The organism is Chryseobacterium sp. Y16C, from assembly GCF_022488405.1.
Taxonomy (GTDB): Bacteria; Bacteroidota; Bacteroidia; order Flavobacteriales; family Weeksellaceae; genus Chryseobacterium; species Chryseobacterium geocarposphaerae.
In genome coordinates, this window is the sequence record NZ_CP092711.1 from 2168009 (window position 1) to 2183009 (window position 15001).

Consider the following 15001-nt stretch of genomic DNA (forward strand, 5'->3'; position numbering starts at 1 on the left):
AGTACGTATATAAAAAACACGGATTCAATTAAAACCGAATCCGTGTTTATTTTATACATTCCAGTATTTGATTATTACCTAAATTATGAAATAATTAATGTCAAATATATCTATTGTTTATTGCTTCGCTTTTTCTTTCAAATAAGTAAAATGATTAATTAAAATCCTGATTTCGTTAAATTCAAAATTACTCGGCAAGGCGTTTTTCCATTCTGTCAAAGTTTCTTTTGGATCTTTATAGAAAACATCTTCAAAGGCTTTGATTTTATCGGAAGTAATGACTCTTGAAATATCTAGCAATCCTTGCTCGGCAAATTTTGCTAAATGACCGATCACCGTCTCTTTTACCAATCCTCTTTCCAAAGCAATTTCTGAAATAGTTTTCCCTTGCTCAAACAACTGAAAAGTAAGAACCTGGGACGGAACTTTTGCAATTTTCATGCTGACTTCCTTATCATTTTTCTCATCAAGAAGTTTAGTATCCAGTAAATGAATTTCTTTTAAACTGTTCAGATATTCTTCTACATCTTCCAGCCAGTTTTTAAATTCTTCATTATACTGCTTCAGCCCTTTTACACCTTTTATCTCGGCATAGAATTCTTTCAGGGGATTAAAAATTTTATCTCTGATCTCGGTAAAGAAGAAATTAACCGCACCTTTTGTTTTACTTTCAATCTCCGACCACTGTTCCTTCTGTTCGATAAAATTATTCACCTTCTGTGAAATCACTCTTTCCAGCTTTTCGAAGATCTTTCCAAGGTTAACAATTTCGTGTTTTAGCTGGAGGTATAATTGATTGGTCTTTACCTTATCAATGCTTTTGGTAGAAATTGATAATTTATTCCACTCCTCCACTTCATTCAGCAGCCATTGAGAATCTACAGCACGAAGAACTTTCCTGATGCTGTAATCGTACTTTTCCTGATTTAGAATTGCTTCTACATTATCATTCGCATAAGTTTCACCCTGGAATTTCAGGATTCGGTTGTCTTTAAAAATAACTTCAGGCGTAATTTTCGATTTTAAAACAATTCCTTCCAGTGTTCGGCAACGCGATAATGCTACATACACCTGTCCTGCTGTAAAACTTTTCCCAGCATCAATAATGACTTTATCAAAAGTTAATCCCTGGCTTTTATGTATCGTAACTGCCCAAGCCAGCTTTATCGGAAACTGTTCGAAACTTCCCAGGACTTCTTCCTTGATATTCTTATCCGTATCCAGGAAATATTTTTTCTGTTCCCAGACTTCTCTTTTTACGGTAATTTCTCTTTCGCTTCCTTCTAAAATAACTTTAATTTCATTTTCATCCAGTCCGGAAATCTCACCCAATTTCCCATTGAAATACTTCTTCTCTCCCGAAATATCATTACGGATAAACATAATTTGAGCTCCGATTTTAAGCTCTAAAAACTGTTCGTTGGGAAACTGGTTTTCTTTGAATTCTCCAAAAAGTTTGGCTTCATAAGTTTTGGTGTCAACTTTTATCTCCGCTAATTTTTCCTGATTGATTTCATCCGCCATTTTGTTGTGCGAACATAAGTAAACATAAGATTCTTTTCCCATATCAAAATCGGGATCATATCTTTCATTCAAATGATCAAAATCGATATTGGCAATATCACCGTCACGGATTGCATTTAAAATCTTCAGAAACTCTTCATCAGACTGACGGTATACTTTCGTCAACTCAATCGTAATCAATGGAATTTCCTTAATCGCTAAGCTGTCAAAAAAGAAAGGAGAATTATAACACATTTTCAAAATATGCTCATCTCTCACTACTGGAGGAAGCTGGTATAAATCACCAATGAACAACATTTGCACTCCACCAAAACGCTGATTATTTCTCCGGATAAATCTTAATGAAAAGTCCATCATATCCAGAACATCAGCACGAAGCATCGAAACCTCATCAATAATGATGACTTCAACTTCTCTTAAGAGTTTAAGTTTATCTTTACGGTATTTAAAATGAGGCATCAGATCGGCAATATTATTTGCCAAACTCGTATCAATTCTTTCCGTGGTCGGTAAAAAGGTTCTCAGCGGCAACCCAAACATCGAATGAATAGTAACACCTCCTGCATTGATTGCTGCAATTCCTGTCGGTGCAATTACAATATGTTTCTTACGTGTCCGCTTGACAAAATCATTGAGGAAGGTGGTCTTTCCTGTTCCCGCTTTTCCTGTTAAAAATACGCTTCGGTTGGTATGCTCTATTAAGTCAAAAAAATGATTGTTCATCGTTGTCAAAATTACGGAAAATGTCGTTAAGGCATAAACTTTGATTGTAGTTAAAAAAAATTTTATGAAAAATAAACTGTTTAAAATATCTTCCGCTTTACTTTGCCTATCTCTTTTTGCAGTATCATGCAAAACAGTTGTTAATGATGATTCCACCCTACCTAAAGACATCTCTGAAAGACCTGCTGATGAAAACAGTCAAAAATATGACCAGGCCAGACTGGATAAAATAAAGTCGAATATTGAGGAGGAAATCGCAAAAGAAGAATGCACCAATGCTGCAGACTGGGCATTTTCACCCATCGGATCAAAAGCTTGTGGCGGACCCGTTTCTTACATAGCCTATCCTAAAAAAAAGGAAAATGAAATTCTTCCTAAAATTAAAAGCTACACCAATATCATGTCTGAATATAATAAAAAGTACAACATTACTTCAGACTGCATGATGCCTGCGGAGCCTACCGGAGTGAAATGTGAAAACGGAAAAGCAGTTTTAGTATATCAATAAAGTATCACTTAAATAAAAAGCTCTCCTGATTTATACCAAGAGAGTTTTTTATTACTTTTGAAGTTCATTCTTATCCTTTAACGTGCTTTACATTTTCTTTATACCAGGAAGAATATTTAACATAATTATCCGCAATCCTGTTGACTTCCCCTTCTAATAGCTGTGCATTAATATCCTTAATTTTTCTTGCAGGAACACCTCCCCAAACTTCTCCGGATTTAATATGCGTTCCCTGCGTTACCACAGAGCCTGCACCCACAATAGAATTCTCTTCCACCAGACAATCATCCATCACGATAGCCCCCATTCCGATTAAAACATTGTCATGAATGGTACATCCGTGAACAATCGCATTATGACCAATAGATACATTGTTTCCTATATTTAAAGGATGCTTTTGATAAGTACAATGTAGCATTGCATTATCCTGAACATTTACCTTGTTTCCCATTTTAATATAATGAACATCTCCGCGAATCACCGCATTGTACCAGATACTACAGTCTTTCCCCATCGTAACATCCCCAATAATGGTCGCTGTTTCAGCCAAAAAAGTATTTTCGCCTATTTGTGGTGCTTTTCCTAAAAGTTCTTTTATAAGTGCCATATTTTTTAATTTGAAAATTTGATAATGAGCCGGTTTGAAATTAAATTTTATCTCTCAAAATTTTAAAATGATACCGATAGCGAAAATCTAACTCCAGCTTCTGACTTCTAATTTCTAATTCCGTATTTTTGTATCTCAAATTTAACGAAAAAATGCATACTATCCTTATAGAACCAACCGAAAACCCGAAAGTGATGAAATTTGTAGCAGACTACAACCTGATTCCGGGATCTTTAGAGTTGGACAGAGATTCAGATATTTCAGAAATTCCTTTAGCACAGGAACTTTTCAACTATCCGTTTGTAGAAAGAATTTTCATTACGGCGAATTTTGTGGCGGTTGCCAAACAAGATACTGTGGAATGGGAACATGTAGCTGAAAGCCTTAAAAATGTAGTAGAAGATGAATTGCTGGCTAACCCGAGAATTTATCTTCAGAAGAAAAAAGAAATGTATCAGATTTATGCTGAAATGACCCCAAACCCGAATGTGATGAAGTTCGTTTCCAGCAAATTATTACTGGATGGTTTTGTTGAAGTAAAATCAAGAGATGAGGCTGAAGGAGTTCCTTTGGCTCAGGGAATTTTTAAAGAATTCGATTTTGCTACGGAAGTTTTTATTTCTGATAATTTCGTAGCAGTAACGAGAGATAATTCTGTTGAATGGCATCAGGTAATGATGGCTGTTCGCGGTTTCATTGCCGAATATCTTCAAAACGGAGGTGAAATTTCCAGTATCGAAGCTCAGAAACATGAAAACCCTGTTGAGAAAATCATCAACAGAGAATATACAGACGATGAGCAGAAAATTTCTGACATTTTAAATGAATATGTTGCTCCTGCAGTAGAAAATGACGGCGGAAAAATCTCTTTGATGGAATACGATAAAGAACATAAAACAGCCAAAATGCTTCTACAAGGTGCTTGTTCTGGTTGCCCAAGTTCAACAGCTACATTAAAAGGTGGAATTGAAAATATTTTAAAACAATTCGTTCCTGATTTGGTAGAAAGAGTGGAAGCTGTAAACGGATAACTTTCTGTAAAATGTCTGATAGAAAGAAGATAATCATCATTATTGGAAGCGCTACAAAAAATTCCAGCAATTTAAAATTAATGGAAAAAGCATTGGAAACAAAAACCAATGTTGATTTCATAATATATGATGACCTTTCTATTCTCCCTCATTTTGATACAGAACTTACAAATAATAATACACCTGCTGAAGTATTGAAAATCCGTGAAGATATCGATACTTCGGCAGGTGTACTTTTTTCTACGCCGGAATATATTTTCAGTATTCCGAGTAGGGTAAAAAATTTATTGGAATGGTGTGTTTCCACTACTATTTTTAGTGAAAAACTTGTCGGAGTTGTTACTGCTTCTGCAAATGGAGAAAAAGGACACGAAGAATTATTATTAATTCTGAAAACTCTTGGCGCAAAAGTTGATGACCACCAATTGCTGATAAAAGGTATAAAGGGCAGATTTGATAAAAACGGCTCGATAGAAAACAATACCTTTACCAAAATTTCAAAGTTTATGACAAATTTTGAAAAGTCTATTGATAATTAAAATTAAAAATTTTGGCTAAAAAAGGAATTTTACTCGTAAATCTTGGTTCACCAAAATCTACAGCGGTAAATGACGTAAAAGAATATCTGGATGAATTCCTGATGGATGAAAGAGTGATTGACTATCGATGGATTTTCCGTGCACTTTTGGTTCGTGGGATTATCTTAAATACCAGACCTGCAAAATCTGCAGAAGCTTACAAAACAGTCTGGACGGATGAAGGATCACCTTTGATTGTCATCACCGAAAAAATTCAGAAAAAACTTCAAAAGCTTGTAGATGTTCCGGTAGAAATTGGAATGCGATATGCTGAACCCAGCATTGAAACAGGAATTAGAAAATTAACAGAGAAAGGCGTTTCTGAAATTGTTCTTTTCCCACTGTATCCACAATATGCGATGAGCACAACAGAAACAGTGATTGAAAAAGCTGAGGAAGTAAGAAAAGCCAAGTTTCCGAACGTAAAGATCAATTATATTCAGCCTTTTTATGATAGAGACATCTATATCAATTGTCTGGCGGAAAGCATCAAGGAAAAACTTCCTGAAAACTTCGATGCTCTTCAATTCTCTTATCATGGCGTTCCGGAAAGGCATATTTATAAAACCGATCCTACCAAAACGTGTAATTTAAACGATTGCTGTTCGAGAGAGAGTAATCCGAGTCATAAATTCTGCTACCGTCACCAATGTTTTACAACAACCAATCTGGTGATTGAAAAGCTCAATTTACCTAAAGAAAAAACAATTGTCTCTTTCCAGTCCAGATTAGGAAAAGATAAATGGATAGAGCCTTATACGGATGAAACCTTGGAAACTATTCCGAAAAAAGGAGTAAAAAATCTGGCCATTGTTTGTCCAGCTTTCGTTTCAGACTGCCTGGAAACTTTAGAAGAAATTTCTGTAGAAGGAAAAGAACAGTTTTTACACGGAGGAGGAGAAAATTTCCATTACATCCCATGCCTGAATGACGAAGATCGGTGGATTGAAGTGGTAAAAACGCTTTGTGAAGAGAAGCTCAATGAATTTTATCTGGTTTAAAAATAGTAACCTCCATTTGTGGAGGTTATTTTTTTTAAATATTTTTTAAACACCCCCCTATTTTTTAAAAAAAATTCTGATAAAATATATTTTATTTCAAAATACCCCCTATTATTTTAAAATAAAAATGTAAAATTTAATTATTTTTCTTACCTTTACCCCATCAAAAAAAACATCATTAACCCTAAAAATTAAAAATGATGAATGCAACTGCCGAAATTTTAAAAACAAAGATCGAAAGCTTCAGCCCCGAAACTCTGGAAGCATTTGCTAAAATGGTGGAGAGTTTTGAAATCAACAACAGACCTGCAATTCCTCAATTTCAATTGGATGAAGTGCTGTACAGAATTCAGTTTCATAATGAAAACCCGGCTACAAAACTTGATTTTTACAAAAATATATCCGAATTGAAAAAGAATTGTGCATAAAATGAACGTCTTCCTTTCTTCTATTGCCAAAAACGATATAAGGCTTCTTATGCGGGTATTCAATGCGGAAAAAGAAAATATGGGAATGGACTTTCTTGAAGATTTGAAAGTAACTATCGGTGAGATCCTACAAAACAAAAAAAACCATGAAACAAGACATAACGAAATCACCGTTAATACCATGCAGAATTTCCCTGTGAATATTCATTATATATTTGAAGATCATGAAAATCTACTGGTAACTGCTATTTTTAAAATATAAAAAGAATTCCTAAACTATTATTATATGTGAACCCTTACAGAAACATCTATAAGGGTTTTTATTTACATTCTAATCTGTTTTATTATTTTATCGTACAGGTGTTCTAAATTCTCCATACCCCATCAAACCGTCATAATTTCTGCCAAAAGGAGCATAATATAAAAAGCCCTGATAAAGGTTCTCCGTCTGCCAGAAATTCCCGTTAATTTCTCCTAAGTTTAAAACTCCGTTAGCATCTTTCGTTGCCAGGATATAATTATAGAAACCCTGCTTCAGATATATTTTTGCTACATATTTTTTAGTAGCCTCATCATATTGCATCTGATATTCTTTAGAAGGTTTAAAACCGTTGAAACCGCCTAAAACATAAAGTTCCTTATCCATAGGATCCGAATCTATTGAAAAATACACCCACGAATAATCCGCTTCTCTCTCCGCGTTTCTTTCAATTCCTAAATCACTCCTTCTGTAATACCAGGCTCCGTTTACATCCGGCTGATACTGGTAATTCAGAGGATAAGCCCAAACCGGGTGAAGATAAGTATTGTTCACTCCGTCTTTCACTTCGGTTGCACGAACCATATCTGCAGCCATATTCATGTTCTTATTATCAAAGTAATAAAACTCATTATTTCCAGGAAAGGCAATATTTAATTGTTGAAAAAGCAGCTTATTTCCTAAAGTAGTACTTGGTTTTAAATTTTTAATAACCATATCAGGATTATTATTCTGCATTACATTCATGCTCACAGAGTTGACGTTGGAAGTAATATCTCCTCCTTTTGAAATTACCTGTACTTCTACCCTTTGATTGAGATTCGGATTTTTATCTACAAATCTTGAAACATCAAGCGCTACACTGGCATTATCTTCCACCACATAGAATCTTCTTTTAAAAAGAGGCTTCTCAGCAGAATCTTTATAAACGATCAATTCAAAATTACCAGAAATTTTTGGCTGTATTTTATCGTTGGGAAATACCAGTTTATAATGGGTATAAGCCTGTAATGTATTAAATGAATACTGGAAGTTATCCAAAAGTCCATTTAGGCTTCCATTCGCAAATTCAGTAAAGAAAAGATTGTCATCTTCCCAGTTTCTGTCATAATGCTTAATGGTGTACCTGTAAATCTGATTAGTATTGGCAAGATCATCAAAACTTAAAACCAGCGTCTCATTCATTTTGATTACTGGTGTCTCATCGTTGGTTTGAGGATTAAAAAGCTGAATACTCTGGATATTTTGTCCAAACATCAGTCCGCTCAAAGAAAATAAAAGTAATTGCAAAGTTTTCATTATGACGAAGATAACGAAAAATACCCATTTTCTACATAATATCGTATTTTTGAAAAAAAATTCAATTATGCTTCACATTCAGAGATTCGTATTCAATTTTGCAAGCGAAAACACATATATTCTTTATAACGATCATAAAAATGCATGGATTATTGATCCGGGAAACATGAATGAGCAGGAAACTTATGCCATCAGTAATTTTATCACTGAAAACAAGTTAAATATTCAGAAGATCCTTTTAACACACGCTCACATCGATCATGTTTTAGGATTGCAATGGGCTTTTGACAAGTATAAAGTTCCTGTTATTTTACATACAGAAGATCAGGAAGTATTGGATATGCTTTCAGCAAGCGGGGCAAGATTCGGGTTTCAGGTTCCTCCCGTTAAAGTTGAAACTACTTATATTAATGAAGGAGATGAACTTGATCTTGATGGGGAAAAATTCAAAATTTATCATGTTCCGGGACACTCTCCGGGAAGTGTAGTTTATCATAACGAGGCAAGAAAATTCATGATTTCCGGTGATGTTCTTTTTGAAGGAAGCATTGGAAGAACAGATTTATACAAAGGAAATTATGAGCAACTAATTAATGGCATCAAAACAAAGCTTTTCATTCTTGATGATGAAACCCAGGTTTTTTCCGGTCATGGAAATGCCACAACAATAGGATTTGAAAAACAACACAATCCTTTCTTAAAATAAACGTTGATGATTTGGGAAAGTAAGTATCTATAAGAAAAAAAGCCGTCCTCTAAGACGGCTTTATATTTTCAAAAATTCATTAAGAACTATTTCCATTTAATATTGCATCCCATACTCGGTCTCTGAATTTCTTCCTGTGGCTCACCCAATAAAAGATTTTCAAAAGCAATGATTAAATCTTCACCTGTTACATCCTTATTGTTTCCAGGTCTTGAATCGTCCATTTGTCCTCTGTAGATAAGATCTAATTTTTCATCAAAGAAAAAGAAATCAGGTGTACAAGCTGCATCGTAAGCTTTAGCAATAGCCTGGCTTTCATCATATAGATAAGGAAAATCGAATTTTCTTTCAATCTGGAATTCAATCATCTTTTCCGGAGAATCCGCGGGATATTTTTCTACATCGTTTGAGTTGATGGCGATAAATTCAATCCCTCTTTCATTATAATCTTCATACAATTCGTTTAACTTGTCAATAACATGAAGAACAAACGGACAATGGTTACACATAAAAATCACCAAAGTACCTTTCTCGCCTTTCAGATCATCCAGTGACTGAATTTCGTTGCTTTTTGAAGGATTCGGCAGCTCAAAAAAAGGGGCCTTAGTTCCCAGTTCAATCATATTAGAAGGAGTATTCATACTTTTTATTTTAAGGTACAAAGATAAAGATTTTCCTGAGTAAACGAAGCGTGAAGCAGGATGTTAAAAGCTTAATATTTCTTTAATTGAAATGGACTATACACTTCATTAATTTTTACAATGACTAAATAAAACCTTGCTCAATTGCTTTCAGCACTCACTTTTCAGCAGTAATATATTACATGTAATGAGCAATTAAAAGTTAAAATCTAAAAATTGTTTGGAAGATATGTTCAAAAGTTTGTAGTTTTGCTAACACTGTTAGTAATATAAAATCATGGGGTTACATGAACGCCGACAAAGAGAAAAAGAAAATATACGTGCCAGTATCCTGGATGCGGCTTTTTCTTTGGCTAAAACCGAAGGCTGGGCTTCACTTTCCATGAGAAAAATTGCCGATGCTATTGAATACAGTGCGCCGGTAGTTTACGATCACTTCGAAAACAAAGAAGCTATACTATACGAGATTTCACTCAATGGCTTCCATTGTTTACACATCGAATTGCTGAAAGCTCAGAGAGGACACGACAATCCCGAAGATCAGTTGAAAGCTATTGTAGATGCTTACTGGAAATTTGCATTTAAAAATAAAGAGTACTATCAATTGATGTTCGGACTGGGGATGCAGTGCAGCGGAAAAGGAATGATGAAAGAAGAATTCTCATCCTTTCAGGATATGCTGTACGACTGCACGTATGAAATTATTAAGAAAAACGGATCAAAAACGGAAAATGCCTGTCATATGTCTCACGCCTCGTTTTCGGCAGTGCATGGACTAATCTCTATCATGATGATGCGTAATGATGATATCCCTTCAACGATGAATAAAACGACTTTAGATGAGACCGTTTCTGCTTTCATTAAGTCTTTGTAATTTTTTTTTGAATTAAATATTAACACCGTTAGGAATATTAACACTGAATTAATGTAAATTATTCATTCAAAAACAATTAAAATTAAAAACATCATGTAAAATTTCAGATTATCGTAAATTTTTTTTCACCTTAAATTAACACTGTTAGTAAAAGTAACACGCTTTAATTCTATGTAAGCTAAAATCAATAATTATGAAAATGCCTGCTTAAAGCTCATATTAAAAATTCTGTATATTTTTTTTAAACATCATTAACGCTGTTAGGAAATATAACAGATTTCAGATTAACAACAACATTATTTTATTTAACACTTCATTAAAAAATTTAAACTCAAAATGAAAATATTTGGAAAAACGAGGATCATCGTACTTATCACCAGTATTATCCTTTTACAAAATTGCACCAAGGCAGCAGAAGGATCTAATGCAGCTCCGCCCGCTCCTGAACTTCCGGTGTATACCGTTATCACATCTCCTGCTACAGTTTATCAGGAATTCCCTACCGCTTTGGAAGGAAAAAACAATGTGGAGATCAGATCTCAGGTGGATGGATATTTAGATAGAATTTATGTGGAAGAAGGTGCCTACGTGAGAGCCGGACAGCCCTTATTCAAAATAGATTCAAGAAGCTACGGCGAACAGATGAACATGGCAACAGCCAATTTACAGGTGGCCAACGCCAATATTCAGAAAGCAAAAGTGGAAGTAGACCGACTGGAACCTCTTGTTGCCGCAAAAGTAGTTTCAGAAGTACAATTAAGAACCGCCAAAGCCAACTACGCAGCCGCAGTGGCAGCCGCTTCACAGGCAAGAGCTTCTGTAGGAAGTGCAAAAATCAATGTCGGATTTACCACCATTACAGCACCGGTAAGCGGATATATCGGAAGAATTCCTTACAAAAAAGGAAGCCTGATCTCAAGAACAGATCCTAGTCCATTGACCTTATTATCAGACATCAGTGAAATTTATGCCTACTTCTCTTTAAGCGAGCTCGATTTCATTGCTTTCCAGAACAAATATCCTGGAGCTACTTTAAATGAAAAACTGAAAAATATGCCGATGGTAGATTTGGTAATCGCCGATAACAGTATTTACCCAGAAAAAGGAAGGATGAGTATTGTTGACGGGCAGTTCGACAAAACCACCGGAGCCATCAGCGTTCGTGCCGTATTCCCGAACTCAAACGGCGTGTTGAGAACCGGAAACACCGGTAGAGTGCGCATGCCGCAGTTGTTTGATAAAACGTTGGTAATTCCGCAGGAGTCTACTTATGAAATTCAGGATAAAACCTATGTTTATGTAGTAGGAAAAGACAAAAAAGTAACAGGAAAACCGGTAACCATATCCGGAAAAACAGACAGCTACTATTTTATTTCTGAAGGATTATCTAAAGGAGACAAAATCGTATTCACCGGAATCGGAGTCTTAAAAGATGGTGCTGCCATACAGCCGAAAGCTATTTCTTCTGATAGCTTACTGAAAGCAAGACCGTTGTAAAAAAGCATCTGGCTTCTAGCTTTTGGCTTTCAATATAATATTTAAAAAAAAATTATTTCTGAGCATCTTTTTTAGCCAATTGCCAAAGGCTAATCGCTATAAGCCACTTAAAAATTAAACTTCTTATGTTAAAACAATTTATAGAAAGACCGGTACTTTCAACGGTCATCTCCATCATACTTTTATTATTGGGTGCCTTGTCGCTCTTTAATTTACCTATTGCTCTCTTTCCGGATATTGCGCCGCCGAGTGTTCAGGTAACCGCTTTCTATCCGGGTGCGAATGCGGAAGTGGTTGCTCGTTCGGTAGCGACTCCGATTGAGGAAGCCGTTAACGGTGTTGAAAACATGACCTACATGACTTCCAACTCCAGTAACGACGGTACCATGACACTGAGCGTATTTTTCAAGCAGGGGTCCGATCCGGACAATGCGGCAGTAAACGTTCAGAACCGTGTATCGAAAGCGATGAGCCAGCTTCCGCAGGAAGTGGTACAGGCGGGAATTTCCACGCAGAAAGTGCAGAACAGTATGATCATGTTGATGGGATTAACGAGTAATGATCCTAAACAATATGATGAACTTTTCTTACAGAATTATTTAAAAATCAACATCATTCCACAGATCCAGCGTATTCCGGGTGTTGCCCAGGCGCAGGTTTTCGGAACGAGAGATTATTCCATGAGACTCTGGCTGAAGCCGGACCGATTGGCTGCCAACGGACTTTCTCCACAGGAAGTGCTGAATGCCGTAAAAGATCACAACTTAGAGGCTGCTCCGGGACGTTTGGGACAGGGAAGCAAGGAAACATACGAGTATATCTTAAAGTATAAAGGTAAATTAAACAAAAACGAAGACTACGAAAATATTGCCATCAAAGCCAACAGCGACGGTTCATTCCTGAGACTGAAAGACGTGGCGAGAGTAGAATTTGGTTCCTATACTTATACCGCAGCCAACAGAGTGGACGGCAAACCGGTTTCAGGTTTTGAAATTATGCAGACCGCAGGATCCAACGCCAATGAAATCTTAACTGAAATTGAAAAACAGGTAGATCAGTTTAAAACTACTCTTCCAAAAGGCGTTGAGCCGATCATCATGTACAATTCCAAAGACTTTTTGGATGCTTCCATTCATCAGGTGGTTGAGACATTGGTCATTGCATTTATCCTCGTATTTATCGTTGTATATATTTTCCTTCAGGATTTCAGATCCACCTTAATTCCGGCGATTGCCGTTCCGGTGGCAATTATCGGTACGTTTTTCTTCCTGCAGCTGTTTGGATTCAGTATCAACATGTTGACCTTATTCGCTTTGGTACTTGCGATCGGTATTGTAGTGGATGATGCGATTGTGGTGGTGGAAGCCGTCCATTCCAAAATGGAGCATACGGGAATGCCCGTTGAGCAGGCCACAATGAGTTCCATGAGTGAAATTTCGGGCGCGATTATTTCCATTACCCTGGTAATGTGTGCCGTATTTATTCCGGTAGGTTTCATGCAGGGTCCTGCGGGAGTTTTCTACAGACAGTTCGCCTTTACATTGGCAATTGCAATTATGATTTCTGCGGTTAATGCATTAACATTAAGTCCTGCTTTATGTGCGATGTTTTTAAATGATCCTCAGGGTGAACATGGAGAGCACGGTAAAAAAACAGGTTTCGGTGCAAGATTCTTCAACGCATTTAATGTAAGCTTCAATAATTTAACCAAAAAATACATTTACAGTCTTAAATTTTTAATTAAAAATAAATGGGTTGCCGTTGGCGGATTGGTACTGATTACCGCAGCAAGTATTTTCTTGATTAAAAAAGCGCCATCCGGATTTATTCCTACCGAAGACCAGGGGTTCATTTTATATGCCGTGAATACTCCTCCGGGAAGTTCATTGGACAGAACCCACCGAGCGACTGAGCAGATTGACCAGATCATCAACGGTGAAAAAGCGAAAAACCACCTTTTGGTAGTAGACGGACTGAACTTCATCAGCAACGCCAATGCATCACCTTATTCTGCCGGTTTCATTAAATTAAAAGATCACGACCAGCGTGGTGAAGTAACCGATCCTGATCAAATTGCAGCAGGATTAACAGGTAAAGTTTCACAGGTGAAAGATGCGAGTGCATTCTTCTTCAACTTCCCTACCGTACAGGGATTTGGTAACTTTTCCGGTTTTGAATTCATGCTTCAGGATAAAACCAACGGTTCACTGGAAAATTTAGGAACAACCACTCAGGCATTCATTGGCGAATTGATGAAACGCCCGGAGATTGCATTTGCTTTTACAACCTATGCCGCCGGAAATCCGCAATTCACCATTGAGGTTGATAATGATAAGGCCAATCAGCTTGGCGTTTCTATTACTGAATTAATGCAGACAATGCAGATCTATTATGGAAGTAGCTTCGTTTCAGATTTCAACAGATTCGGAAAGTACTACAGGGTAATGGCTCAGGCAGATATTCCTTACAGAACGGATGCCAATTCATTAGAAGGAATTTATGTTAAAAACAAATCAGGAGAAATGGTTCCTGTAAAAACATTGGTAACGTTAAAAAGAGCGTTCGGCCCTGAAACGGTGACAAGAAATAACCTGTTCAACGCAGTAACCATCAACGGGACGCCCAAACCTGGCTACAGTACCGGAGATGCGATCAAAGCCGTTGAAGAAGTGGCAGAAAAATCTCTTCCGAGAGGATTCGGATATGAATGGACCGGGATTACCCGTGAGGAAATTAAGACCAGCGGACAAACGGCATTTATCTTTATGTTAAGTATTTTGTTTGTGTATTTCCTTTTAGCAGCTCAATATGAAAGCTACATCCTTCCGTTTGCGGTAATCTTAACGATTCCGACAGGGATTTTCGGGGTATTTGCTTTCACAGGACTGGCAGGAATTGATAACAACATTTACGTTCAGGTTGGATTGATCATGTTGGTCGGATTATTAGCGAAAAACGCGATCCTTATCGTAGAATTCGCAGTGCAAAGAAGAAATGCGGGAAGATCATTACTGGAATCTGCTCTTCAGGCTTCAAGACTACGTTTAAGACCTATCTTAATGACCTCATTTGCCTTCATCATCGGTATGCTTCCATTGGTTTGGACTCAGGGAGCTTCCGCAAAAGGTAACCACTCGATCGGTATGAGTACAGTGGGTGGAATGTTGACCGGAGTTGTATTCGGAGTATTTATTATTCCTGTAATGTTTGTGATTTTCCAATACTTACACGAAAAAATGCCAAGCAGAAAAAAGAAAAGACTTCAGAGACAGAAATTAGAGAATGAACTTTTAAGTCCGGCTCACTAATATAATGATTGACAAAA

14 protein-coding genes are annotated in these 15001 nt (G+C 36.6%); 10 read left to right on the forward strand and 4 right to left on the reverse strand.

The features are described from left to right. Positions 1-117 precede the first annotated feature (117 nt). The gene (locus MKS83_RS09630) at positions 118-2247 is read right to left on the reverse strand and encodes a helix-turn-helix domain-containing protein (protein WP_240582984.1); all 2130 of its coding nucleotides are present in this window, start codon (positions 2245-2247) and stop codon (positions 118-120) included. A gap of 64 nt (positions 2248-2311) precedes the next feature. Here MKS83_RS09630 and MKS83_RS09635 point away from each other — a divergent pair, with 64 nt between their 5' ends. Further along, positions 2312-2755 (forward strand): hypothetical protein, encoded by a 444-nt coding sequence (locus MKS83_RS09635; RefSeq protein WP_240582985.1) that lies wholly within the window; start codon positions 2312-2314, stop codon positions 2753-2755. A 70-nt stretch (positions 2756-2825) separates the two neighbouring features. Here MKS83_RS09635 and MKS83_RS09640 read toward each other — a convergent pair whose 3' ends face one another. After that, on the reverse strand, positions 2826-3362 hold the full coding sequence (locus tag MKS83_RS09640) for a gamma carbonic anhydrase family protein (RefSeq protein ID WP_240582986.1): 537 nt from the start codon (positions 3360-3362) through the stop codon (positions 2826-2828). Positions 3363-3514: 152 nt separating this feature from the next. On the opposite strand from MKS83_RS09640, the gene MKS83_RS09645 reads away from it, so the two are divergent. The 5 genes from MKS83_RS09645 (at position 3515) to MKS83_RS09665 (ending at position 6662) form a co-directional block, all read left to right on the forward strand. Next, entirely contained in the window at positions 3515-4393 is an 879-nt protein-coding gene (locus MKS83_RS09645; RefSeq protein WP_240582987.1) for a NifU family protein, read from the forward strand. An 11-nt stretch (positions 4394-4404) separates the two neighbouring features. Then, a complete protein-coding gene (locus MKS83_RS09650) occupies positions 4405-4932 on the forward strand; it encodes an NADPH-dependent FMN reductase (protein WP_240582988.1) in 528 nt (175 codons plus the stop codon). A gap of 11 nt (positions 4933-4943) precedes the next feature. Further along, positions 4944-5972: a ferrochelatase gene (gene hemH, locus MKS83_RS09655; RefSeq protein ID WP_240582989.1), complete on the forward strand. Its 1029-nt coding sequence runs from the start codon at positions 4944-4946 to the stop codon at positions 5970-5972. Between the two features lie 197 nt (positions 5973-6169). After that, positions 6170-6400, forward strand: a complete 231-nt coding sequence (locus tag MKS83_RS09660; protein ID WP_157798777.1) for a hypothetical protein — start codon at positions 6170-6172, stop codon at positions 6398-6400. Between the two features lies 1 nt (position 6401). Next, the gene (locus MKS83_RS09665; protein WP_240582990.1) at positions 6402-6662 is read left to right on the forward strand and encodes a hypothetical protein; all 261 of its coding nucleotides are present in this window, start codon (positions 6402-6404) and stop codon (positions 6660-6662) included. An 87-nt stretch (positions 6663-6749) separates the two neighbouring features. On the opposite strand, the gene MKS83_RS09670 is transcribed toward MKS83_RS09665, so the two are convergent. Further along, positions 6750-7958: a DUF5103 domain-containing protein gene (locus MKS83_RS09670; protein WP_240582991.1), complete on the reverse strand. Its 1209-nt coding sequence runs from the start codon at positions 7956-7958 to the stop codon at positions 6750-6752. Between the two features lie 67 nt (positions 7959-8025). On the opposite strand from MKS83_RS09670, the gene MKS83_RS09675 reads away from it, so the two are divergent. Then, positions 8026-8664, forward strand: coding sequence for an MBL fold metallo-hydrolase (locus tag MKS83_RS09675; RefSeq protein ID WP_240582992.1), 639 nt, complete (start codon positions 8026-8028; stop codon positions 8662-8664). A gap of 86 nt (positions 8665-8750) precedes the next feature. Here MKS83_RS09675 and MKS83_RS09680 read toward each other — a convergent pair whose 3' ends face one another. After that, positions 8751-9305: a thioredoxin family protein gene (locus MKS83_RS09680; RefSeq protein WP_240582993.1), complete on the reverse strand. Its 555-nt coding sequence runs from the start codon at positions 9303-9305 to the stop codon at positions 8751-8753. A gap of 277 nt (positions 9306-9582) precedes the next feature. Between MKS83_RS09680 and MKS83_RS09685 the strand changes: the two genes are divergently transcribed. The 3 genes from MKS83_RS09685 to MKS83_RS09695 all read left to right on the forward strand — a co-directional run bounded on the left by MKS83_RS09685 (position 9583) and on the right by MKS83_RS09695 (position 14984). Continuing rightward, positions 9583-10179, forward strand: a complete 597-nt coding sequence (locus tag MKS83_RS09685) for a TetR/AcrR family transcriptional regulator (RefSeq protein ID WP_240582994.1) — start codon at positions 9583-9585, stop codon at positions 10177-10179. A 336-nt stretch (positions 10180-10515) separates the two neighbouring features. Continuing rightward, the gene (locus tag MKS83_RS09690; protein ID WP_240582995.1) at positions 10516-11676 is read left to right on the forward strand and encodes an efflux RND transporter periplasmic adaptor subunit; all 1161 of its coding nucleotides are present in this window, start codon (positions 10516-10518) and stop codon (positions 11674-11676) included. 125 nt (positions 11677-11801) lie between these two features. Further along, positions 11802-14984 carry an efflux RND transporter permease subunit gene (locus tag MKS83_RS09695; protein ID WP_240582996.1) on the forward strand — a complete coding sequence of 1061 codons (3183 nt, stop codon included), beginning with the start codon at positions 11802-11804 and terminating at the stop codon, positions 14982-14984. Positions 14985-15001 lie beyond the last annotated feature (17 nt).

Excerpts from the sequence above, each read along its gene's own strand:
- MKS83_RS09690 (WP_240582995.1), top strand. The coding sequence starts at position 10,516 with ATGAAAATATTTGGAAAAACGAGGATCATCGTACTTATCACCAGTATT.
- MKS83_RS09650 (WP_240582988.1), top strand. The coding sequence starts at position 4,405 with ATGTCTGATAGAAAGAAGATAATCATCATTATTGGAAGCGCTACAAAA.
- MKS83_RS09670 (WP_240582991.1), bottom strand. The coding sequence starts at position 7,958 with ATGAAAACTTTGCAATTACTTTTATTTTCTTTGAGCGGACTGATGTTT.
- MKS83_RS09635 (WP_240582985.1), top strand. The coding sequence starts at position 2,312 with ATGAAAAATAAACTGTTTAAAATATCTTCCGCTTTACTTTGCCTATCT.
- MKS83_RS09685 (WP_240582994.1), top strand. The coding sequence starts at position 9,583 with ATGGGGTTACATGAACGCCGACAAAGAGAAAAAGAAAATATACGTGCC.
- MKS83_RS09640 (WP_240582986.1), bottom strand. The coding sequence starts at position 3,362 with ATGGCACTTATAAAAGAACTTTTAGGAAAAGCACCACAAATAGGCGAA.
- MKS83_RS09680 (WP_240582993.1), bottom strand. The coding sequence starts at position 9,305 with ATGAATACTCCTTCTAATATGATTGAACTGGGAACTAAGGCCCCTTTT.
- MKS83_RS09630 (WP_240582984.1), bottom strand. The coding sequence starts at position 2,247 with ATGAACAATCATTTTTTTGACTTAATAGAGCATACCAACCGAAGCGTA.
- MKS83_RS09660 (WP_157798777.1), top strand. The coding sequence starts at position 6,170 with ATGATGAATGCAACTGCCGAAATTTTAAAAACAAAGATCGAAAGCTTC.
- MKS83_RS09665 (WP_240582990.1), top strand. The coding sequence starts at position 6,402 with ATGAACGTCTTCCTTTCTTCTATTGCCAAAAACGATATAAGGCTTCTT.
- MKS83_RS09695 (WP_240582996.1), top strand. The coding sequence starts at position 11,802 with ATGTTAAAACAATTTATAGAAAGACCGGTACTTTCAACGGTCATCTCC.
- MKS83_RS09675 (WP_240582992.1), top strand. The coding sequence starts at position 8,026 with ATGCTTCACATTCAGAGATTCGTATTCAATTTTGCAAGCGAAAACACA.
- MKS83_RS09645 (WP_240582987.1), top strand. The coding sequence starts at position 3,515 with ATGCATACTATCCTTATAGAACCAACCGAAAACCCGAAAGTGATGAAA.